The sequence below is a fragment of the Wolbachia endosymbiont of Drosophila ananassae genome (assembly GCF_008033215.1).
Taxonomy (GTDB): Bacteria; Pseudomonadota; Alphaproteobacteria; order Rickettsiales; family Anaplasmataceae; genus Wolbachia; species Wolbachia pipientis.
Genome location: NZ_CP042904.1, coordinates 373,646 through 396,956, shown reverse-complemented (window position 1 = coordinate 396,956; position 23,311 = coordinate 373,646). Strand labels below are relative to the sequence as shown.

16 protein-coding genes and 3 pseudogenes are annotated in these 23,311 nt (G+C 36.5%); 10 read left to right on the top strand and 9 right to left on the bottom strand.

Features of this window, described 5'->3' with window-relative positions; translation table 11 throughout:
• The first annotated feature begins 28 nt into the window (after positions 1-28).
• From ltrA (EA652_RS01915) to EA652_RS01890, 6 genes are all read left to right on the top strand, one after another.
• Positions 29-1,576 (top strand): group II intron reverse transcriptase/maturase, encoded by a 1,548-nt coding sequence (gene ltrA, locus EA652_RS01915; RefSeq protein WP_006280223.1) that lies wholly within the window; start codon positions 29-31, stop codon positions 1,574-1,576.
• Positions 1,573-2,394, top strand: coding sequence for an Rpn family recombination-promoting nuclease/putative transposase (locus EA652_RS01910; RefSeq protein WP_007549767.1), 822 nt, complete (start codon positions 1,573-1,575; stop codon positions 2,392-2,394). The genes ltrA (EA652_RS01915) and EA652_RS01910 overlap by 4 nt, the downstream gene beginning before the upstream one ends.
• A 20-nt stretch (positions 2,395-2,414) precedes the next feature.
• Entirely contained in the window at positions 2,415-2,960 is a 546-nt protein-coding gene (locus EA652_RS01905; RefSeq protein WP_007549769.1) for a pyrimidine dimer DNA glycosylase/endonuclease V, read from the top strand.
• Positions 2,961-3,146: 186 nt separating this feature from the next.
• Positions 3,147-4,205, top strand: coding sequence for an IS481-like element ISWpi2 family transposase (locus tag EA652_RS01900; protein WP_094189589.1), 1,059 nt, complete (start codon positions 3,147-3,149; stop codon positions 4,203-4,205).
• A gap of 125 nt (positions 4,206-4,330) precedes the next feature.
• Positions 4,331-4,972, top strand: coding sequence for a fructose-6-phosphate aldolase (gene fsa / locus EA652_RS01895; protein WP_007552982.1), 642 nt, complete (start codon positions 4,331-4,333; stop codon positions 4,970-4,972).
• 336 nt (positions 4,973-5,308) lie between these two features.
• Entirely contained in the window at positions 5,309-6,418 is a 1,110-nt protein-coding gene (locus tag EA652_RS01890; RefSeq protein WP_044471220.1) for an ankyrin repeat domain-containing protein, read from the top strand.
• A gap of 9 nt (positions 6,419-6,427) precedes the next feature.
• On the opposite strand, the gene secA is transcribed toward EA652_RS01890, so the two are convergent.
• Positions 6,428-9,088, bottom strand: a complete 2,661-nt coding sequence (gene secA, locus EA652_RS01885; protein WP_012673145.1) for a preprotein translocase subunit SecA — start codon at positions 9,086-9,088, stop codon at positions 6,428-6,430.
• A gap of 241 nt (positions 9,089-9,329) precedes the next feature.
• Here secA and EA652_RS01880 point away from each other — a divergent pair, with 241 nt between their 5' ends.
• Positions 9,330-9,965, top strand: a complete 636-nt coding sequence (locus tag EA652_RS01880; protein ID WP_041582605.1) for a hypothetical protein — start codon at positions 9,330-9,332, stop codon at positions 9,963-9,965.
• A gap of 5 nt (positions 9,966-9,970) precedes the next feature.
• On the opposite strand, the gene EA652_RS01875 is transcribed toward EA652_RS01880, so the two are convergent.
• Positions 9,971-10,803, bottom strand: a protein-coding gene (locus EA652_RS01875) for an IS5 family transposase (protein ID WP_238514254.1) whose coding sequence is annotated in 2 segments (ribosomal slippage) — positions 9,971-10,458 and positions 10,458-10,803 — 834 coding nt in all. Because the reading frame shifts where the segments join, the coding sequence is not laid out codon by codon here.
• 77 nt (positions 10,804-10,880) lie between these two features.
• A pseudogene (locus tag EA652_RS01870) lies at positions 10,881-11,869 on the bottom strand (IS630 family transposase).
• A gap of 29 nt (positions 11,870-11,898) precedes the next feature.
• On the opposite strand from EA652_RS01870, the gene fxsT reads away from it, so the two are divergent.
• The gene (gene fxsT / locus EA652_RS01865; RefSeq protein ID WP_084741728.1) at positions 11,899-14,967 is read left to right on the top strand and encodes an FxSxx-COOH system tetratricopeptide repeat protein; all 3,069 of its coding nucleotides are present in this window, start codon (positions 11,899-11,901) and stop codon (positions 14,965-14,967) included.
• A gap of 38 nt (positions 14,968-15,005) precedes the next feature.
• Here fxsT and odhB read toward each other — a convergent pair whose 3' ends face one another.
• Positions 15,006-16,178 carry a 2-oxoglutarate dehydrogenase complex dihydrolipoyllysine-residue succinyltransferase gene (gene odhB, locus EA652_RS01860; protein WP_007549255.1) on the bottom strand — a complete coding sequence of 391 codons (1,173 nt, stop codon included), beginning with the start codon at positions 16,176-16,178 and terminating at the stop codon, positions 15,006-15,008.
• A 953-nt stretch (positions 16,179-17,131) separates the two neighbouring features.
• On the opposite strand from odhB, the gene hemC reads away from it, so the two are divergent.
• Both hemC and murB read left to right on the top strand, forming a co-directional pair.
• Positions 17,132-18,010: a hydroxymethylbilane synthase gene (hemC, locus tag EA652_RS01855; RefSeq protein ID WP_012673143.1), complete on the top strand. Its 879-nt coding sequence runs from the start codon at positions 17,132-17,134 to the stop codon at positions 18,008-18,010.
• Complete coding sequence (gene murB / locus EA652_RS01850) at positions 18,001-18,888, top strand: UDP-N-acetylmuramate dehydrogenase (protein WP_006280574.1); 888 nt, start codon at positions 18,001-18,003, stop codon at positions 18,886-18,888. The genes hemC and murB overlap by 10 nt, the downstream gene beginning before the upstream one ends.
• 174 nt (positions 18,889-19,062) lie before the next feature.
• Here the strand turns inward: murB and EA652_RS01845 are convergent.
• The 5 genes and pseudogenes from EA652_RS01845 to EA652_RS07400 form a co-directional block, all read right to left on the bottom strand.
• Positions 19,063-19,895 (bottom strand): annotated as a pseudogene (locus EA652_RS01845) (IS5 family transposase).
• A 177-nt stretch (positions 19,896-20,072) separates the two neighbouring features.
• Positions 20,073-20,882 carry an Rpn family recombination-promoting nuclease/putative transposase gene (locus tag EA652_RS01840; RefSeq protein WP_007551350.1) on the bottom strand — a complete coding sequence of 270 codons (810 nt, stop codon included), beginning with the start codon at positions 20,880-20,882 and terminating at the stop codon, positions 20,073-20,075.
• Positions 20,879-22,426 carry a group II intron reverse transcriptase/maturase gene (gene ltrA / locus EA652_RS01835; RefSeq protein ID WP_006280223.1) on the bottom strand — a complete coding sequence of 516 codons (1,548 nt, stop codon included), beginning with the start codon at positions 22,424-22,426 and terminating at the stop codon, positions 20,879-20,881. Before ltrA (EA652_RS01835) ends, EA652_RS01840 begins: the two co-directional genes overlap by 4 nt.
• 37 nt (positions 22,427-22,463) lie before the next feature.
• On the bottom strand, positions 22,464-22,607 hold the full coding sequence (locus tag EA652_RS07030) for a hypothetical protein (protein WP_173862902.1): 144 nt from the start codon (positions 22,605-22,607) through the stop codon (positions 22,464-22,466).
• 454 nt (positions 22,608-23,061) lie between these two features.
• Positions 23,062-23,307 (bottom strand): annotated as a pseudogene (locus EA652_RS07400) (PD-(D/E)XK nuclease family transposase); the annotation flags it as partial.
• Positions 23,308-23,311 lie beyond the last annotated feature (4 nt).

Below are 23,311 nucleotides of genomic sequence, written 5' to 3'. Positions count from 1 at the left end.
TTGTTAACCACTTAAGGTAGGAAAGCAGATGATTACAAGTACAACTGTAAGTGCACCTACCAATAACTCCGAAGCATGGAACCAGTTACCCTGGAAGAAATGCCAAAAAGTTGTTATGAGGCTACAGAGGCGTATTGTTAAGGCTGTCCAACAAGGCAGATGGGGTAAGGTGAAAACTTTACAACACCTTCTCACACGCTCTTTTAGCGGCAAAGCTTTGGCGGTTAAGAGAGTAACTGAAAACCAAGGAAAAAACACAGCAGGTGTAGATCGTCAAATATGGTCAACTTGCAACACAAAATTTCAAGGAATAAAGCTATTAAAACAAAGAGGATACAAACCTTCTCCGCTAAAACGGATATACATCAGTAAGTCTAATGGCAAAAGAAGACCTCTTGGAATCCCTACGATAAAAGATAGAGCCATGCAAGCATTATACTTGTTTGCTTTGGAACCGATAGCTGAAACGATCAGTGATCGTCACTCTTATGGTTTTAGACCAAAAAGATCCTGCGCAGACGCTACTGTGGCTTGTCACTTGTTACTGGCAAGCCGTAACCAACTACAATGGATACTCGAAGGTGATATTAAAGGGTGTTTTGATAACATTAACCATGAATGGCTCATGAAGCATATTCCTATGGAGAAGAAAATTCTTCATAGCTGGTTAAAAGCTGGCTTCCTAGAATCAAAAACTCTGTATTCCACAACTGCAGGTACCCCACAAGGTAGTATCATCTCTCCAATACTAGCAAATCTAGCCCTAAATGGACTTGAAAAATCATTGGAAAGTCAATTTGGTAAACTTGGCAGTAAAAGAAGAAGCAAAATCAGAAGTGGAGTAAATGTAATCAGGTACGCAGATGACTTTATCATTTCAGGAATCACACGTGAAGTACTGGAAAATGAAGTAAAACCTCTAGTATCGTCCTTTCTTCAGGAGAGAGGTCTTATCCTTTCCGAAGAGAAAACAAAAATTACATCTATTACAACAGGGTTTGACTTTCTTGGTTGTAATGTACGCAGGTATAATAAGAAGTTAATTATAAAACCTTCAAAAGAAAGTATTAAGAAACTTCTTAATAAAGCACGTACATTGATAAAGGCAAACATAGCGAACACTCAGGCCGTACTAATCAAGTTGCTCAATTCCCTATTAAGGGGATGGGGAAATTACTACAGCCATGTGTGTGCGAAAAGAGCTTTTAACAAAATAGACCATGAAATTATGTGTGCTCTATGGAAATGGGCAAAGAAAAGACATCCTCGTAAAGGATTACGTTGGATAAAGAATCGTTACTTCAAGGTAATGAAACAACGCCAATGGGTCTTTGCTGCACCCATATGCAAGAACAAACCGAAAGAGATAAGGTATTTAAGACTGCTTAGGTTGATTGATATACCTATCAGACGACATGTTAAAATCAGGGCGGATGCAAATCCACTTGACTTAAAATGGAAAAAGTATTTTGATGAAAGAGTGAAACAAACAAAAATGTTAGCAAGCTCTTTCTCAAGAGAAGGTTCTCTACTGTTGGTGTCACCATTAAGAATGATGTTTTCTGAGGAATCATGAAGGACAAGCCGGTTCGAGAAAAGAAGGACTTAGATAAGGGGCTCAAGCGTAGTGTGGGGAAACCTGCATGCTGCGTTTCTAAGGGAGGGAGTAGTAGCAATACTACTTCCTTACCTAACCAGGTCGCTAAAACTAAAGGATTTGAAAAACGTGCCCAATACTATGCTGCTAAAGCTTACTCAAGACAAGCTGATAAAGGTGACCAGTATCATAACCTTAAGGAAATTATCTTTATTGCTATAGCAGATTGTGTACTGTTTCCTAATAAATCTGAGTACAAATCAAAGCATACTATTCGAGATGAAGACACTAATGAGCATGATCTAAAAGATTTCTATTTTATATTTATTGAGTTGCCTAAATTTCCAAAGAATAAGGAAGATCAGTTGGAAAATATAGTTGAAAAATGGGTTTATTTTTTTCGATATGCAGACGAAACTAGTGAAGAAGAGCTGGAAAAAATAATAGGTAGTGATGTAATAATTAAAAAGGCCTATGAAGAGCTAAATAGATTTAACTGGTCAGAAAAAGAATTTATTGCCTATGAACAAGAGATAAAGCGTATTCTTGATGAACAGGCTGTCCTCGCTCAAAAACTTGATGATGCTACTGAAAAAGGTAGAGAAGAAGGTAAAGAAGAAGGCATCCAAATCGGACATGAAAAAGGCAGAGCCGAAGGTATTCAAATTGGCGCGGAGAAGGGTGAAAAACAAGCTAAGATAACAGTTGCAAAGAATCTACTAAAAGCAGGTGTTTCTATTGATATTATAGCTCAAACTACTGGTCTTACAGTTGATGAAGTTAAAGACTTAAGCTGATTCTATCTTTTGACACCTAGATGAACATCTTTGTACTAGATGAAAACCCAGTAATTGCAGCACAAATGTTGTGTGATAAGCATATAGTAAAAATGCCATTAGAAACTGCTCAGTTATTAAGTAATGTTTTTTCAATAGCATTAAAAGCGCCAAATCCTTTTGTCAGTACCACAGATCAGAATATAGCAGTTCCATATAAACTCACTCACAGCAATCATCCTTGTTCTTTGTGGGCTAGGCAATCGAAAGGGAACTTTTGTTGGTTGATAGAGTACGGAAAAGAATTATGTAAAGAGTACACTTGGCGATACAAAAGAAAGCATAAATCAGAAGAAGTAATAGATTGGTGTGATAGTAATAAGGATTTACTCATTTTTCGATCAACTGATATGCAAGCTTTTATACAAGCACTGCCCGATCGGTATAAATGTACTAATCCTGTAAAAGCTTATAGGGAGTATTACCTACAGGAAAAGATGAGATTCGCTAAGTGGGAAAATGGAAGAGAAGCACCAGGTTGGATAGTAGGAAATCCTGCTACACATTTTTTCCACATCTTTTCTTGATAAGGACACAAGGTTTACGATATCCAAGGGCTAGCAGCAGTAATACGCACACGTGCAAGATTATTGGGTATATAATGATAGGGAATAATTTGTATTAAATAAGACTTGACCTGACACTTTAAAAAAGTAAGTTAAAAATAATAAAAATAAAGGAGTGTTAGATATGAGTACAATACAGACAAAAATATTAAAACCAAAGCTAGAGAACTAGCAAAACAACTAGGAAATGTGTCTCAAGCATGCAAAGTGATGGGATACTCAAGAGATACATTTTATCGCTTTAAGGAGTTATATGAAAATGGAGGAGAGGAAGCATTACATGAAATAAGTAAGAAAAAACCGCTATTAGCAAACAGAGTTTCCGACGATATAGAAAGAGCAGTGATTGGTATAGCAACAGAATTTCCAGCATATGGGCAAGAAAGAGCTGCAAATGAACTGAGAAAAAGAGGTATAATAATTTCTCAGGGAGGAGTAAGGTCTGTATGGCTAAGAAATGACCTTGAAACTCTCAAAAAGAGACTTAAAGCACTAGAGACAAAAGTAGCTCAAGACGGAATCATTTTAACTGAAGAACAACTTGCAGCTTTAGAAAAAGTGAAAGAACAAAGGGAAGCTCATGGTGAAATTGAGACGCAACATCCAGGTTATTTGGGTTCTCAAGATACCTATTATGTGGGCAATATCAAAGGTATAGGGCGCATTTATCAGCAAACTTTTGTTGATACTTATTCCAGAGTTGCAATGGTTAAACTTTACACGGACAGAACAGCTATTACAGCTGCAGATCTTCTCAACGATAGAGTTATTCCATTTTTTGATGAGCAGAAAATTCCATTATTACGCATTTTAACTGATAGGGGTACGGAGTACTGTGGCAAGCCCGAAAATCACGCTTATCAGCTTTATTTGGGCATAGAAAACATCGATCATTCTAGAACTAAAGCCAACTCTCCACAGACTAATGGCATATGTGAAAGGTTTCATAGAACCATGCAAGATGAGTGTTACAATATCATCTTTAGAAAGAAAATCTACAGTTCTTTGGAAGATCTACAGATTGATGTTGATCATTGGTTGCGTTCTTATAATGAGACAAGACCTCACTCGGGTAAATATTGCTATGGCAAAACGCCTATGCAAACTTTTCTTGATAGCAAATATATTGCTTTTCAGAAAAATATTAGTAGCATTACACAAGAGCCTGATATTAGTTTTGACTACCTCAATTCTTCTGTCAGTTAATTCTTGTCTGTCAGATCAAATCTTGTCTTTTACAGATGTTTACAACGCAGGAAGTTCATACGGTTGTAAGTCAAGCGGTAGGATGACAAGATTTTGCAAGGGTATTTTTTTTATAGGAGATTAATATGGAAATTTTTCTTGATAGCGTTGATTTAAATGAAATTAAAGGACTAAAGGAGTTCATTGACGGCATAACAACTAATCCTTCTTTAATAGCAAAGTCCGGGCGTAAAGATAAATACGAGGATTTAGTGCGTGAAATATGCTCTATTATAAAAGGGCCTGTTAGTGTTGAAGTTGTTGCAGATAGCCATGAAGAGATGATCACAGAAGGTCTGAATTTAGCAAAAATTGCTGATAATGTTGTGATCAAATTACCTCTTACACATGAAGGATTAATTTCTTGTAAAAAGTTATGGACAGAGCATAAAATACCTGTTAACATCACATTATGTTTTTCTCCTGGACAAGCACTGCTTGCCGCTAAGGTCGGTGCTTGTTTTATTTCCCCCTTTGTTGGTCGCCTTGATGATATAAGCTATGATGGCTTATCGCTAATAGAAGATATATGTACTATATATTCTAATTACGGTTTTGATACTAAAGTTCTTGTTGCATCAGTGAGAAGCCCAGCGCATGTAATAGAAGCTGCAAGGCTTGGTGCTGATTCAATTACTGTGCCAGCAAAAGTACTTAGACAATTAATTAATCACCCACTTACTGACCAAGGGCTAGCAATATTTGAAAAAGACTGGGGTGTAAAATAATAGACGGTTACAAATGAACATAAAAATTGGCGTATCCGTTCAGGCAGTGGCGTCAACTTAAGAGCCTTCATTAGCAAACTCTCCTAAAGACATGATGGCGTTTGCTACCTTATTGCGGCTGCCCTGGTCGAATTTTAACTTTATAGCTAACCCAAGAAAGGTTTCCCTACATCATACCGCCGCGGCGCTAACGAGTAGCGGAATGACGAATTTGTTGTTTTTCAAATTGTAGGTAAACCTAAAGCTATAGAAAAAAAGAAGAACCAGTTTCTTAGTTCTTCATTGACATAATCCACTCCATATGCCATAATAAAATTTTATATCTTGGAGAAGGAAATGACATTAAGGTTAATACTACAAGAAGTCAACAGTAGTCCAGACCTGAGTGCAGAAAATGTAGTTGAGAAAATCAAAGATGAACTACAGCAGAAGCTTCCAGATATCTACAGTGAGTGGGAAAGTAACCAGTTTGATATAAATCACACATTTGAAGTACTTAATTGTGGTTTATTACTTATAGCAGCTAAAAATGGTTGTGGAAAAGTAGTAAAACACCTAATAAAAAGCGGGGCTAATGTTAATGTACAAGATGTATGGAAAAAAACCTCTTTACATTATTCTGCTCAGTATGGGTATACGCAAGTAGTAGAAGTTTTGCTAGAAGAGGGAGCAGACGTTAATGCACAAGATGAAGATAAAGAGATTCCTTTACATGTAGCTGCTGGCAAAAGAGATATAGAAATAGTGCAAATGTTATTGGAGAAAGTGGCAAATGTTAATCTACAGGATAAATCTGGAGGAACTGCTTTGCACTATGCTACATGTAATGCTAACATATGTACTCCTATGAAGGATGATAGTGCAGCAAAGATAGCGGGACTTTTATTACAAAGAGGAGTAGATGTTAATATAAAAGACGAGGATGGAAAAACTCCTTTGCATTATGCTATTGGTTATGAACTTATACAAACAATAGAAATGCTATTAAAAAAAGGTGCAGATGCTAATATAAAAGACAAGGATGGAAGGGCACCTTTATACTATGCTACTCTTAATTATAGTTACCGTAATATAAGGTTAGGAGGAAAACTGCTACTAGATTGTGACACAACTTTACTAGGTAATTTTTATGAACCTTACAAACCTAGTCCAAGGATGGCAAAACTCCTGCTAAATTATGGTGCAAATCCATCATGCATCCATAGACCTAAAGCTATAACAGCAGGAGTTGCTGTGGGTATATTAGCTGCCATTGTTACTCCATTAGCACTCGTTTACGCTACTGCATTACCTGCACTAGCAATAATTGGAATTACTGTAGCATCTGCACTGATAGTTGGTGGAATTTCCTATGGGGCTGCGTATAAGTCATCAGAGCACTCATTAAACAGTAAGCTAAGTGAGGTTAGATGCAGTAATGTTGATGGAAATAAACAAACTGTATAACCATAATTATTAGCTCACCACAGTAACCGCACCATGGCAGTGTTTGTATTTCTTTCCGGAGTTGCAAGGACATTTGTCGTTTCTTGAGACTTTGGGAAGTCTGCTATTTCTAGCAGAATGTAACCTATTGCCTATCTCTTGGTTGTCTGCCAACTTAAAGTGTGCTAAGCGGTGAATGGTGAGTTCCTTCCATTTTTCAAGCATTGACTCAAACATCAAGAAAGCTTCGCGTTTAAATTCATTCAGTGGATCTTTCTGCCCCATAGCACGTAAGCTTATGCTTTGTCTTAGGCTCTCTAGAACTGAAAGGTGTTCCCTCCATAAATGATCAAGTGTCATTATCATCATTTGCTTCACGATCGTATTCCACAAATCTGTAGTGTGCTGACTGTTGAAATATTTTTCTTTCTCAGTAAAAAATTCTTGTATCTTATCATTTATATAATTCAAAGCTTCTTGTTTATTCAAAAACTTTGCCAAGTCTTCTTTATCAAGCGTTATTCCATACCTTGTATGGAATTCTTTGACTATATTTTCAATATAATCCTCATAATAGCCACTTTGGATTATACCTTCTACTACGCTCTCATTTACTTCGCTATACACTTCAAATATATCATTAATTTCGTTGCCTAAGATATTGTTTCTCTGCTTAAAAATAACTTTACGTTGGTTATTGATTACGTCATCAAACTTAAGTAGAGATTTCCGCACGTCATAGTTTCTAGCTTCAACTTTCTTTTGCGCTTTCTCGAGTGCCTTATTGATCCATGGATGATGAATAGCTTCGTTATTCTTTAACCCTACTTTTTGTAAAAAGCTTCTCATTCTATCAGAGCCAAATATTCTCATTAGGTCATCTTCGAGCGATAAAAAGAACTTAGAAAGTCCAGGATCCCCCTGACGACCAGAACGGCCGCGTAATTGATCATCTATTCTCCTGCTTTCATGTCTTTCGGTTCCAACCACACATAAACCACCAGCTTTTATAGCAATTTCCTTATCTTTTTTTACTCTTTCAACTATTTCTTGGTATTTTTTTTCTCTTTCATCAGCATTTTTTATCTTCTTTAGCTCCACCTTTGCAATCATTTCAGCATTTCCACCAAGCTGAATATCAGTTCCACGTCCTGCCATGTTAGTTGCTATGGTGACACTGCCTGGCACTCCAGCTTGTGCTATTATGTACGCCTCTTGTTCATGATAACGAGCGTTTAATACGGAATGCTTAAGAGAATGGCTTTGCAAAAGCGCAGAAAGCTTCTCAGAGTTTTCGATGCTTACCGTGCCGACAAGGACCGGTTGAAGGCGTTTATGGCATTCTTCTATGAACTTTAACACAGCATTAAATTTTTCTTTTCCTGTGCCATAAATTTCATCATCAATATCAACTCTTTTTACAGATACATTGGTTGGAATTTTTACTACATTTAATCTGTATATATCACTAAACTCTTCTGCCTCTGTTGCTGCTGTTCCAGTCATTCCGGAAAGTTTATTGTACATACGAAAGTAATTCTGAAATGTGACCGATGCTAAAGTTTGGTTTTCATGCTGAATTTCAAGATTCTCCTTCGCTTCAAGTGCCTGATGAAGACCATCGGAATATCTCCTGCCCTCCATCATACGCCCAGTAAATTCATCAATAATCACTACCTTGCCATCCTTTACTATATAATCTTTATCAGCAGTAAACAGCTTATGTGCACGTAATGCTTGGTCTATATAATGAGTCATTATCATGCTGTCAGTATCATAGAGCGAGGAATTTTCAGGAATGAGATTGTATGACCTTAGTAGTTCCTCCACTCGTGAAATACCATCTTCAGTCAAGAATACCGTTCTACCTTTTTCATCTACTTCATAATCATAGTCAACTAATTTGGTTACTATTTTATTGATATGCTTATATATCTGATTGTTTTCCTCAATCTGGCCAGAAATAATAAGCGGAGTGCGAGCTTCATCAATGAGTATTGAGTCCACTTCATCAACTATTCCGTAGTGAAAGCCTCTCTGAACCATGTCTTCTTGAGAAAATTTCATATTGTCTCGCAGGTAGTCAAAGGCAAGTTCGTTATTTGTGGAATACACGATATCTGCACTGTAAGCCTCTTTTCTCTCTTCGTCTGTCAAGTTATTCGTGATAAACGCAACAGAAACCCCAAGAGAATTATATAATTTGCTCATCCACTCTGTGTCTCGTTTTGCAAGATAATCGTTAACAGTTACGACGTGCACGCCTTTCCCTTCTAAGGAATTTAGATATGCTGCTAAAGTTGCAACGAGTGTCTTTCCTTCTCCTGTTTTCATTTCTGATATCATGCCATTATGAAGCACCATTCCACCAATTAGCTGAACATCAAAATGCCTCATGTTAAGAAACCTTCGGGAGGCTTCGCGCACAACCGCAAATGCAGGTACGAGAAGATCATTTAACGTTTTCCCATTTTTCAATTCTCGTTTGAATTCTTCAGTTTTACCAGCAAGCTCCTCATCAGATAAGCTCTGCATTTCTGTTTCTAATGCATTTATTTGCTGAACAATTTTCCTAAAGGATTTTATTATCTTCTTATTTGTTGACCCAAATATCTTTCTTATAAAAAAGAATGACAACGTAAAAATGAAAAATATAAGAATGGCTGTCAAAATTAGCGGAGAATCTAGCATAAACTTAAGTAAAGTCTTATTTAATATGAGATTATATTACTAAATGCAGCCTACAGCAATGACATATTAGATTTGGGGAGTCTTTGGAAAGTCTTTTTTAAATCAAGAATTAAGAGTTTGCCAGGCAATTCCTACCCTCGAAGGCCTTTCTATCAACACATAAAGACTCTATTGCATTATTTTAGGTGTTTGGTAATCTTTAATTTTTTATAGAATAAAGTTGTCGGTAGTTTAGTAGAGTATGAATGTAGAAAACAAACAATCTGAAGTACTTAGTAATCTTACATTTAAGAAGAGAGATGGCACATCAACAGGTGATCATGGTCGCAAGTATGAAGTAAAATTATTAATGCTGTATCTACTCCATGGGTTAAGCGGTAAAATTGACTTTCGGTTAGCATCAAACATAAAAGGTTTTGGAACTTTTGATGATATTTTTTTTGAATATAAAGATCAGACAGATAAATCGAGAGTTGTCTTGGTTCAAGCTAAACACCGCGAGAAACCTAATTTATCAGAGAATATTACTTTTGAAGATTTGTTTATCGATGGAGAAGACAGGAAGAAACAAAAAAAGGATTTCAGGTTAAACAAATATTTTGTTGAATCTTATCCTGAGATTAAGCAAAACTCTGAGTGTAAGAACAGTGATATTACGCTTGTCATTCATACCAATGTTAATGTGAACTTAAAAAAAGGTGCGGCAAAGCAAGGTAGCATAGAGACATTAGAGAAGTATTTGGAAGAGTCAAAGTTAATAGATGATAACATTTTAAGTATTTATGAAGGTCAAAAAGGAACATGCTACAAAATAAAAAATCATACTGAACTGAAAAAATACTTCAGTTGTGGTAGTGAGAGGTTGTCCGGAAACTAGTAAATTCAAGCATATTCCCTCTTTAACATAACCCTACTCATAGCTAGGTATATGAAATTCTCAGTGGATGTTGTGAGTAAATCATACTCCTTCGATAGCCTTCTATTCCTATTAACCCAAGCAAAAGTCCTTTCTACAACCCATCTTCTTGGCTGTACTTTAAACCCTTGTTCTCTTGTTGGTAGTAGCTCAGGTGGCGTATCTTTGTGCACCCAAAATCTACATGGAGGCCTTTTAACAATTTCAATATCTATGTCATATTCTTCCTTTATGTGATTCTTTAAATTTCTTCCTTGGTATCCCATGTCAGCCCACATTTTTTTAACTTTAGTATATTTTGTTCTCATATTGTTTAATGTTATTTTAATACCATCTCTATCATTTTCGTTAGCAGCGCCTACGTAACAACCTAGTATAAAACCCTGAGTGTCTGTAATTATATGCCTTTTTCTACCCTTTACTTTTTTACTTCCATCATAGCCTTTGATCCCCCCTTTTCTGTAGTCTTTACAGATTGACTATCTACTATACAGGCACTCGGCTGCTCATTCCTTCCTATTTTTCTTCTACTATATTTTGTAATTTCATAATTCATTTTCTCAAAAATTCCCTGCTTCTTCCATTGCCTGAACTGCTCATACACAGTCTTCCATAGCGGAAAATCATTTGGTAAATACCGCCATTGACACCCTGTACGCAATACATAGAAAATTGCTTCTAATATTTCTCTTTTGCTATACTTTGGCGGCCTTCCTCCTTTCTTGTATGATACTCTGAAGTGTTTTTCTATTCTTGCCCATTCCCTTTCGCTTAGATCTGTTGGATACTTTTTTCTCATCTTTACCCCGTACTAAAATTTCAGATATTATAGCCTTTTACTTGTTTCCGGACAACCTCTAATACCAATTCTCATTACTAGTGAATCAAATAAGCGGCATTGCAGAGTTTTTTAATTGTGGAGTGAGAAAGAGAGGTAATAAATTTGCACAAAGCGCTCTCAAGCAAAGCAATTGTGTCGTAGATTTTGTTACGCAAAATGTTCTGTTTTATATATAACCAAAACCTCTCAACAGGATTGAGGTCAGGTGAGTATGGTGGTAGGTATATAATGTCGATATTTTTAGGTACTTTTAAATTTTTTGACTTATGCCAACTAGCACAATCCATGATAAGAAATGCCTCCCTTGTTCCTAAATATTGTGACATCTGCTCAAGGAATATATTCATACAATCAGTATTGACGTTTGAGCTAGAACTTTCTCCATTTCTGGGATTAACTGCACTATAGAGATAAAAATTTTGCCTACCTAGTTTTACCTTAACCTGTGTCCTAATGCCTTTTTTAAACCACCCGTGTCCAATCTTTGAATGTGTGCCAAACCGCGATTCATCGAAGAAAAATAGCTCTTTTTCAGGATACATGACAATAGTTTCATTAAGATTTTTTTTTAAATTCCTCTTGTTTACTTTTATCTTGTCCGTTATGCACTGGTCTTGGTGTGATATATGAGAATTTCATTCTTTGCATATTACGGTGTACTGTAGATTTGCTGATATTCAAACCAAACTTTTCTTGAATTCTTATTTTCATTTCTTTTATAGTAATATTGGGGTTTTCCTCTATCCACACCTCAACTTGTTCACGTTGACTTTGATTCAATATAGTTTTTCTACGGCGTTGAGGCGGAGCAAATAATTTTTCTTCTCTGCCAAATTTTAGGTCATGCAGTAAGTGCCTTTCTTGAAATGCAGCATATCTTTGCTACGGCTGTTATACTGTGCTTTTTTGCTGCAATTACAGCATTTAGTTTTTTTGCAACATATGCGTTATTTCTTACTTTCTTCAGCATTTCTTTTGCTGATTCCACCACTTTTTCATCCAATAATTTTGATCTTAATGCCATTTAAACCTCGCTACTTTACTTACTTCAGTATGGCTTTTTTTCTATTATTGTCTATCCGTTACTTGTGTAGCGGGAATTGGTATGACGATGAAATAGAAGATTTTTTACTTAGAATAAGGTTTGTAGTTAATCAACCTAATCATTCAAAATTAGATGATATTATTAAGAAAGAAATAGGGAATATATACAAAATATCAGGCAAGAAAGACATTGACATGGTTTTTGACTTTGCATGCGGGAAGGTAGAAAAATGGTGGGAACAACAGGGTAGCGAAGTTTCTTATCTAACAAGAAAAGATGATTATTTTAAGGAAGCCATAGAACATCTTTATAGTCTCAAACCTAGAGAGAATCTATTTGAACGGTGGAACATTCCACCTAAAATAGCTGGTAGAAATTTCATTGAACGAAAATACCTCAATGAAAAAATATTAGATTATCTAAAAACAGAAAATGAGCCAGTCATATTAACTGCTTTGCAGGGTTTGGGCGGAGTGGGTAAAACGCAGTCAGTGCTAGATTTTATTCAAAAACATGGGGAAAAATATAAGGGAATATGTTGGTTGAATGCAAAAGACGAGGATCAGCTAATCAGCGAGTATGTTAAGTTAGGGAGAGCATTAAATATTATTTACGGTGAAGACAAAATTCCCGCTGCACAGCAAGCTTGTTATGTGAGAAACTGGCTAGAAGATTCTAAACGTGAAGGCTGGTTGTTGATTTATGATAATGTATCAAATTATGAAGTCATTTCTAAGCTCAGACCTACAAAAGGCGGCAAAATAATAGTTACGTCTCGTAATACTGAATGGCCACAAGGGAGTATAGGTGTAGACGTTTTTACTCCCCCAGAATCAGAATTATATGTTAAGAAAATTCTAGGCCAGGTTTCAGAAAGCGATAGGCCAAATATAGGTATATTGGCAGAAAAGTTAGGTAGATTACCTTTGGCATTAGCTCAGGCTTGCGCTTACATCAAAGAAAACAAAATGACTATCTCACGTTACTTAGAAATTTATGCAGAAAGGAAGCTTTATTTATTATCTCATAAAACACTACCTAAGGATTCTAACCATGAGCCTGTGTTTATTACTTGGGATATTACAATGGACGCAATTTGTAATGAGTCTAACCTAGCAAGTAGGTTGTTAATAGCTTGTGCATATTTAGGCAATGATATTCCTAAAGATTTGTTAAGAATATTTCCTGAGATTGTAGAGAACAATTCTGAAGAAAAACCTTTTGAAGAAGTATTAGGTATATTATTGAGATATTCGATGCTAGTGTCCAATGAGCAGAGTGGTAGTGTTTCTATTCACTGTTTAGTACAAGATGTAATTAGGCTAAAGTCAGAGGAAAGTGGAGAAACTAAAGAAAACATAGAAACTGTTTTTCAACTATTACAAGAGAGTTTTCCTTATGGTAGTGATAAATTAGAAGATTATGCTAAGAAAAGACAACTATTGCTGCATTTAGAAGCATTTTTATCACATATTGATGATTGGCTAGAGAAAAATCCTTTAGAAAAACAAACAATAGAGAAGTATTATCTTATGGATTTGCTAATATGGATGGATAATGGGTATTATGACTTGGGTAACCCTAGAAGACAAAAAGAGTTGCTTGAACGGGCTTTAGCAATTAAAGAGAAACATTATGAATCTGATCATTGCGAAGTTGCTATTACACTGGTAAACCTCGGTAACGCTTATTATGCCTTAGATTATCCTCAAAAGGCAAAAGAGTTGTTTGAGCAAGCTTTAGCAATTAAAGAGAAACATTATGGACCTGATCATTTTGAAATTGCTACAGTACTAGGAAACCTAGGTACCGCTTATAGGGCACTAGGTAATCCTCAGAAAGCAAAAGAGTTGCTTGAATGGGCTTTACCTATCTTGAAGAAACATTATGGTTCTGATCATTTTGAAGTTGCTAAATTACTGACAAACCTCGGTATAGCTTATGGTGCTTTAGGTGATCCTCAGAGAGCAAGAGAGTTGCTTGAACGCGCCTTAGCAATTCAGGAAAAATACTATGGCTTTGATCATTTTGAATTTGCTATTACACTAGCAAATCTAGGTACCGTTTATGGTGCTTTAGGTGATCCTCAGAAAGCAAAAGAGTTGCTTGAACAGGCTTTAGTAATTGACAAAGAACACTATGGGCCTGATCATTGCAAAGTTGCTATTACACTAACAAACCTCGGTAACATTTATAGAGCTTTAGGTGACTGTCAGAAAGCAAGAGAGTTGCTTGAACGAGCTTTAGTAATTAAAGAGAAACATTATGAATCTGATCATTGCGAAGTTGCTATTACACTGGTAAACCTCGGTAACGCTTATTATGCCTTAGATTATCCTCAAAAGGCAAAAGAGTTGTTTGAACGAGCTTTAGCAATTAAAGAGAAACATTATGGCTTTGGTCATTTTCAAGTTGCTATAATACTAGGAAGTCTAGGTACCGCTTATTACGCTTTAGGTGATCCTCAGAAAGCAAAAGAGTTGTTTGAACAAGCTTTAGCAATTAAAGAGAAACATTATGAATCTGGTCATTTTCAAGTTGCTAAACTACTAACAAACTTAGGTGCTGCCTATAGGGCTTTAGGTAACCTTCAGAAAGCAAAAGAGTTGCTTGAACGGGCTTTAGTAATTGATAAAGAACATTATGGACCTGATCATTGTGAAGTTGCTATTACGCTTACAAACCTAGGTGCCACTTATAGGGCATTAGGTAATCCTCAGAGGGCAAAAGAGTTGCTTGAACAAGCTTTAACGATTCAAGAAAAACATTATGGACCTGATCATTGCGAAGTTGCCAAGATACTGATAAACCTCGGTATTACCTGTTATGCTTTAGGTGACCCTCAAAAAGCACAAGTATCGTTTACACGAGCTTTACCTATCTTTAAGAAACATTATGGCCCTGATCACCCTGAAGTTGCTAAACTACTGGTAAACCTAAGCGACGCCTATGGTGCTCTAGGTAATCACAAGAAACAAAAGGAGTTGTTTGCACGGGCTTCATCTATCTTTACGAAACATTACGGCCCTGATCACCCGGAAGTTGTGAAACTATTGGCAGAATTGGATGACGTTTAGGTTTTTAGCAATACTAGGCTAACAGCAACTCATTTGAGCTACACTTCCAAAACTAACCTATTTGGATCTTCTATATAATTTTTTATTTTAACGAGGAAAGTCACTGCTCCTTTGCCATCAACTATTCTGTGATCATAAGAAAGAGCAATGTACATCATAGGTCTGATCTCTACTGCATTACCAACAGCAACTGGCCTGTTTTGTATTGAATGCATTCCAAGTATTCCAGATTGCGGAGGATTTATTATCGGAGTAGAAAGGAGCGAACCATATACTCCGCCATTTGAAATGGTAAATGTTGCACCTTCCATTTCTGATACTTGTAATTTACCTTCTCGTGCTTTTTTGCCAAGAGCAACTAAAGTCAATTCAATTTCGGCAAATGACATCTGATCGGCACTCCGAATAACCGGCACAACAAGGCCTTTGTCAGTGCCAACAGCAACACCTATGTCATAGTAATGTTTATATATGATTTCATCGCCTGAGATTTCAGCGTTAATTTCAGGAATCTCTTTCAGTGCTTGCACCGCTGCCTTTATAAAAAACGACATAAAACCAAGTTTTATTCCATATTTTTTTTCAAAGGCGTCCTTATATTTCGTTCTTAGATCCATGACATTCTTCATGTCAATTTCATTGAACGTGGTCAGTATTGCAGCAGTATTTTGCGATGCTTTCAAACGAGCGGCAATTACTTGCCTTATTTTGCTCATTTTTACTCGTTCCTCTCTTTGCTCTCCATTTACTACACTTTTTGGCAATTCATATTGTTTTATTGCAGGTTGTTCAGCTTTGTTCATATGGCCTATCACATCTGCTTTTGTTATTCTGCCTCCCATGCCAGTTCCTTTGACGCTTTCTGCACTGATTGCATTTTCTTCCATAATTTTACGAGCTGATGGAGCATCTTTTTTAGCAGCACTTTCGCTTTTATCTTCTTTTTTCGCTTCCTCTTTTACTTCTCCCACGGAAAGCTTCGCTAACAATTGATCAGGACTTATCACATCATCTTCCTTTACAAGAAATTCAGTTATTTGCCCTGAAGCTTCTGCAGTTAATTCGAGTGCTGTTTTGTCAGTTTCAATTTCAAAAATCAGATCATCTACTTTTACTGCTTCTCCAATACCCTTCTTTATTTTTACTATACCTTCTGTAACTGATTCACCACCAAGAGTTTTTGGTGCTCTGATTTCTATAATTTTGCTCATAAAACAACTTCCGTATAAAACTTTCTATAGATTTATACATGAAAAGAGACATGTAATAAACTAATAAATTCATTGAGGCTCTTATCATTTAGAAGTGACAAACGGATAACATATTCCCAAATGTCATTCCAGCACGTGACGCTAGGCCATAAAAATTCCTTGACAAGCCTCGCCAGCTCCCTTATCATGAAAATGAAGCTATTTATTTATCTTCTCTGTACAGATTAAATGACAAAAAAACTCAACGTATCTGGCGTCTCATGTTTAATTTTTTGCACTATGTGCACTCTATGTCTTTATCAAATTTCTAGGTTTTTACCTACACAAGCTGAAATACGCTTATAAAGCATTTAAAACATTAAAAAACGCCAACTTAAAAGATGGATAGTGAATAACTAGCTACCCTAGGGTTTCTTTTGCCTTTTTTTCTGTTTAGTAAATTTCTTAATGTTTATAATTTAGATTAGTTGCAGCTTAAAAGCAGCTGAGTCGTGGTTATTAGACGTTTAGAATAAAAAAACGCCATACTTGAAAGTATAATGTAAGTAACTAGCCAACCACGGGGCTTCTTTTGCCTTTTTTTTCGTTTGGTAAATTTTTTAATATTTATAGCTAAACGACAACCGTCATCCCGCTGCTTGTTAGCGGGATCTAGAGATACCGCGAATGAATCGCGGTATGACGGTTAAATAATTCGTCATCCCGCTACGTGTTAGCGGGATCTAGAGATACCGTGACGGTATGACGGTTCGCGGTGGTATGACGATAAGGTTTATACCTTGTCATGCAAGTACTAGAATCCAGTAAGCTTATTTATGCATATAAAAGGTTATTATTTTGTAAAGTCAAAGTTGCTTTTGGTTTTAAGTTAAAGTACAATAAATGCAAAGGTTTATATAAACTGGATCCAAGTAGTTAGCTACTTGAATGACATCAGACAAACAATCGTACACATGCTAGTCAAAATAGGTACCAGAGGAAGCAAGCTTGCAGTTGTCCAGGCTTTGGAAGCAAAACAAAAGTTGCTGGACTCTTTTCCTAACTTATCTATTGAAATTGTTAAGATAAAAACTTCTGGAGATAAGTATGCAAACGCAAATCTTGCTGAAATAGGAGGCAAAGGATTATTCATTAAAGAAATTGAGGCTGAATTGCTCGAAAATAATATAGACATGGCAGTTCACTCGCTAAAGGATGTGCCTGCATTTTTCTCATGGGGTTTAACAATTCCTTGTGTTTTAGAAAGGCTAAGTCCATGCGATGCGTTTATTTCTCATAAACACAATAGCCTTGAGTCTTTGCCACAACAGGCTACTATTGCCACTTCTGCAATAAGAAGAAAAGTTCAGTTACTAAATTTTAGACCAGATTTAAATATAGTACCGCTACGTGGAAATGTAACAACTAGATTGCAAAATCAAAGTTTTGATGGAATAATTTTAGCTGAAGCAGGACTCATAAGATTAGAAAAACATCACTTAATTACAGAGGTATTGCCACCAAAAGTTATGTTAAGTGCAGTGGGACAGGGAGCGATTTGTATTCAATGTAGAAGGAATGATGTAAAAATTATCGATCTTTTAGAGAAAATTAATAATAATATGTCTTTTATAGGAGTGAAATCAGAGCGCAGTTTTATGAAGACAGTGAATGGTTCATGTTTTACACCACTTGCAGCTTTGGCTGAATATGTAAGCGAAAATATGCTATACCTTCGTTGTATGTTGGCAGATGGAAAAAATATATACTTCACTGAGCGCACTTCATTTATAGAAGATGCGGAGAAAATGGGTATGGATGCAGGGTTAGAGTTGAAATCAAAATGCTTATAAGCTTACCTAAAGTACGTGGAATCTATCGTTATGACATCTTAATGTCTAAAGCAACGTGGTTAAATGTCGGTGGACGAGCTGATATATTATTTAAACCACGTGATATTGAAGATTTAACATGCTTGATTAAAAACACTGAGTTGCCAGTTAGCGTTATTGGTGCAACATCCAACATAATAGTGCGAGATAGTGGCATTCGAGGAATAACAGTAAAATTAGGTAAGGAGTTTGCATATATTAAAAGTAAGGGTAACAACTCTATTGTAGCTGGGGGAGCTGTGCTGCTCAGCAACCTTGCTCACTTTGCGGGAAATCAGCAGATTAGTGGGTTGGAGTTTCTAGTTGGAATTCCAGGAACAGTTGGTGGCGGAATAGAAATGAATGCAGGTGCATATGGTAGTGATATCGCAAGTGTTGTACAATCCATAAAAGCAGTGAATCTAGAGGATGGAAACCTATATGAGTTCTCCAGCGAAGAAATGGGGTATTTTTACCGTGGACATAGCCTAAAAGGAAATTGGATTTTTGTTGAAGCTGAGTTTAAAGGAGTAAACTCAGAGTATGAGCTTATACTGCAAAGGTTAAAGGAAGTTATTGAGAGGAAAAATAAAAGCCAGCCAATAAGAGGAAAAACTGCTGGGTGCATATTCAAAAATCCAAAAAACTACCGAGCATGGGAGTTAATTGATAAATCTGGCTGCCTAGGGTTAAATATTGGTGGAGCTAGAATCTCTAAGAAACATTGTAACTTCTTGCTCAATTACGATAATGCAACTGCATCTGACTTGGAAAACCTTGGCAACAAAGTAAAAGATGCAGTAAAGGATAAATTTAATGTTGAACTTGAGTGGGAAATAAGGGTTTTGGGTAGCTATTAGATAGTTTTTATAGCTTATGTATATTCGTTCAGGAGAACGGCAAATAAGGTAAACAAGTAATCTAAAAAAATAATCATAGAGAAACCGTGAGGTAATGTGGTTAATCTTGTAGAACTTTGCAAGAATCTAGAGAGAAAAATAGCAAAGTTAGAGGTTGTCCGGAAACTAGTAAATTCAAGCATATTCCCTCTTTAACATAACCCTACTCATAGCTAGGTATATGAAATTCTCAGTGGATGTTGTGAGTAAATCATACTCCTTCGATAGCCTTCTATTCCTATTAACCCAAGCAAAAGTCCTTTCTACAACCCATCTTCTTGGCTGTACTTTAAACCCTTGTTCTCTTGTTGGTAGTAGCTCAGGTGGCGTATCTTTGTGCACCCAAAATCTACATGGAGGCCTTTTAACAATTTCAATATCTATGTCATATTCTTCCTTTATGTGATTCTTTAAATTTCTTCCTTGGTATCCCATGTCAGCCCACATTTTTTTAACTTTAGTATATTTTGTTCTCATATTGTTTAATGCTATTTTAATACCATCTCTATCATTTTCGTTAGCAGCGCCTACGTAACAACCTAGTATAAAACCCTGAGTGTCTGTAATTATATGCCTTTTTCTACCCTTTACTTTTTTACTTCCATCATAGCCTTTGATCCCCCCTTTTCTGTAGTCTTTACAGATTGACTATCTACTATACAGGCACTCGGCTGCTCATTCCTTCCTATTTTTCTTCTACTATATTTTGTAATTTCATAATTCATTTTCTCAAAAATTCCCTGCTTCTTCCATTGCCTGAACTGCTCATACACAGTCTTCCATAGCGGAAAATCATTTGGTAAATACCGCCATTGACACCCTGTACGCAATACATAGAAAATTGCTTCTAATATTTCTCTTTTGTTATACTTTGGCGGCCTTCCTCCTTTCTTGTATGATACTCTGAAGTGTTTTTCTATTCTTGCCCATTCCCTTTCGCTTAGATCTGTTGGATACTTTTTTCTCATCTTTACCCCGTACTAAAATTTCAGATATTATAGCCTTTTACTTGTTTCCGGACAACCTCTTAGCTGAACGGACACTATTGTTATACTATATCTTATATACAATTGTGCAATATGGACAATGGCAACAAATTTACTAGCGAAATTCAGTGATTTATGATTGATAATTAAAGTTCTTAATTAGTAACCGTTCACACTTAATTCTTCAATCTCACTAATAGAAAGGCCAGTAAATTTGACAATAGTGTTGACATCAACATTGTTAGCCAGCATTGCTTTTGCGACTTCGATTTTTCCTTCGATTTTTCCTTCAATTTTCCCTTCCTCTTTACCGATTTTGATGCCTCTTTCTTCGCCAATTTGGATGCCTTTTTCAGTAGCAAGGTCAAGTCTGTATTCAAGAATGGCTTCTTCTTTCCGTAGATCCATTATTCTTTCTTCATAAGCTACTAAATCTTTTTCATTCCAGCTAAACCTGTCTAATTCATCGTAGGCTAACTTTATTATTGGTGCTTTTTCTGCTATTTTCCTTAAGTCTTCTTCCGTAGTTTCATCTGCATATTTGAAGAAAAATAACCAACGATCCACTATGCTTTCTAGCTGTTCTTCCTTATTCTTAGGAAATTTAGGTAGTTCAATAAATACAAATTGAAAATCTTTTAAGTCATGCTCATTGGTTTTCTCATCTCTTATAGTGTGGCTGGATATATAATCAAGCTTATCAGGAAATAAATTACAATTAGAGATAGCAATAAAGAAAACCTTCTTTAAATCAATGTACTTACCAGATTTATCAGCTTGCCTTGAGTAAGCCTTAGCAGCATATAATTGAGCTCGTTTTTCGAAGCCTTTATCGCGAGTAAGCTGGTTAGGTAAGGAAGTAGTATTGCTACTACTCCCTCCCTTAGAAACGCAGCATGCAGGTTTCCCCACACTACGCTTGAGCCCCTTATCTAAGTCCTTCTTTTCTCGAACCGGCTTGTCCTTCATGATTCCTCAGAAAACATCATTCTTAATGGTGACACCAACAGTAGAGAACCTTCTCTTGAGAAAGAGCTTGCTAACATTTTTGTTTGTTTCACTCTTTCATCAAAATACTTTTTCCATTTTAAGTCAAGTGGATTTGCATCCGCCCTGATTTTAACATGTCGTCTGATAGGTATATCAATCAACCTAAGCAGTCTTAAATACCTTATCTCTTTCGGTTTGTTCTTGCATATGGGTGCAGCAAAGACCCATTGGCGTTGTTTCATTACCTTGAAGTAACGATTCTTTATCCAACGTAATCCTTTACGAGGATGTCTTTTCTTTGCCCATTTCCATAGAGCACACATAATTTCATGGTCTATTTTGTTAAAAGCTCTTTTCGCACACACATGGCTGTAGTAATTTCCCCATCCCCTTAATAGGGAATTGAGCAACTTGATTAGTACGGCCTGAGTGTTCGCTATGTTTGCCTTTATCAATGTACGTGCTTTATTAAGAAGTTTCTTAATACTTTCTTTTGAAGGTTTTATAATTAACTTCTTATTATACCTGCGTACATTACAACCAAGAAAGTCAAACCCTGTTGTAATAGATGTAATTTTTGTTTTCTCTTCGGAAAGGATAAGACCTCTCTCCTGAAGAAAGGACGATACTAGAGGTTTTACTTCATTTTCCAGTACTTCACGTGTGATTCCTGAAATGATAAAGTCATCTGCGTACCTGATTACATTTACTCCACTTCTGATTTTGCTTCTTCTTTTACTGCCAAGTTTACCAAATTGACTTTCCAATGATTTTTCAAGTCCATTTAGGGCTAGATTTGCTAGTATTGGAGAGATGATACTACCTTGTGGGGTACCTGCAGTTGTGGAATACAGAGTTTTTGATTCTAGGAAGCCAGCTTTTAACCAGCTATGAAGAATTTTCTTCTCCATAGGAATATGCTTCATGAGCCATTCATGGTTAATGTTATCAAAACACCCTTTAATATCACCTTCGAGTATCCATTGTAGTTGGTTACGGCTTGCCAGTAACAAGTGACAAGCCACAGTAGCGTCTGCGCAGGATCTTTTTGGTCTAAAACCATAAGAGTGACGATCACTGATCGTTTCAGCTATCGGTTCCAAAGCAAACAAGTATAATGCTTGCATGGCTCTATCTTTTATCGTAGGGATTCCAAGAGGTCTTCTTTTGCCATTAGACTTACTGATGTATATCCGTTTTAGCGGAGAAGGTTTGTATCCTCTTTGTTTTAATAGCTTTATTCCTTGAAATTTTGTGTTGCAAGTTGACCATATTTGACGATCTACACCTGCTGTGTTTTTTCCTTGGTTTTCAGTTACTCTCTTAACCGCCAAAGCTTTGCCGCTAAAAGAGCGTGTGAGAAGGTGTTGTAAAGTTTTCACCTTACCCCATCTGCCTTGTTGGACAGCCTTAACAATACGCCTCTGTAGCCTCATAACAACTTTTTGGCATTTCTTCCAGGGTAACTGGTTCCATGCTTCGGAGTTATTGGTAGGTGCACTTACAGTTGTACTTGTAATCATCTGCTTTCCTACCTTAAGTGGTTAACAAAGTTTCTTGTCATGAGGGACCAAATGGAAGTCTGCTCGTTTTCACGCGAATTAATGTTACAAATTCTATCCATTTCGTTACAAAATGGCATTCGCTTTCTCCATTATCCTTTACCTGCACATCCATCAGCATTCCTTGCGGGTTGCCTGCCATATAGGCGAAAATACAGGCTTATCCTGTTCCTTTTGTCATACAATAGTGGGTTAGGTGGCTTCTCTATACCGGTGGAATTATTATTTGCGTACATCCAGAAATGAAAAATGTAACTCATCCACATTACCTTTTGGTCGGAGCTTATCAGCATCTTTAGCTCTTTAATCGTTACGATACTTATGAAGCTTCACTTACGTTCACCATACCACTAAGCCTAGCCCTCCAACCACATGATGCTTGTAGTTTATGCTTTCTCTCACGATTGAGCATCTTCTTTATCAAGAGGAGGTTCATTGTCCGCGTCGCTCGGCACCAACTGGTTACCCAATTCGCACTGATGCGTAGACTCAGATGGCAAAACATCTGGTTCAATAAGCTTTAGAATCCTTTCAGTTTCTTTCTGAATGAATTCCTCTCCTTTTAAACAATATGACCGAAGGCTTTCAGGTCGCACCATTTCAATCACATACCTGGCCCCACTAGAATCCCTGCAAAGAACATCAACTATACTTTGTTTATCAGATGCAATTTCAGGATCCATTATAGTACTGAGGAATTCCACTTCTTGTATAGTATTTATCTCAGTAAACCCTAAAATATCATTCAAAAAATGTATGAGAATATTCTTATTTTTTTCAGTGCCAAATATTTTTTTGAAGGTCAAATCCAACTTAGGGTCGAGAAACTTAGATAAAGCCATAGCC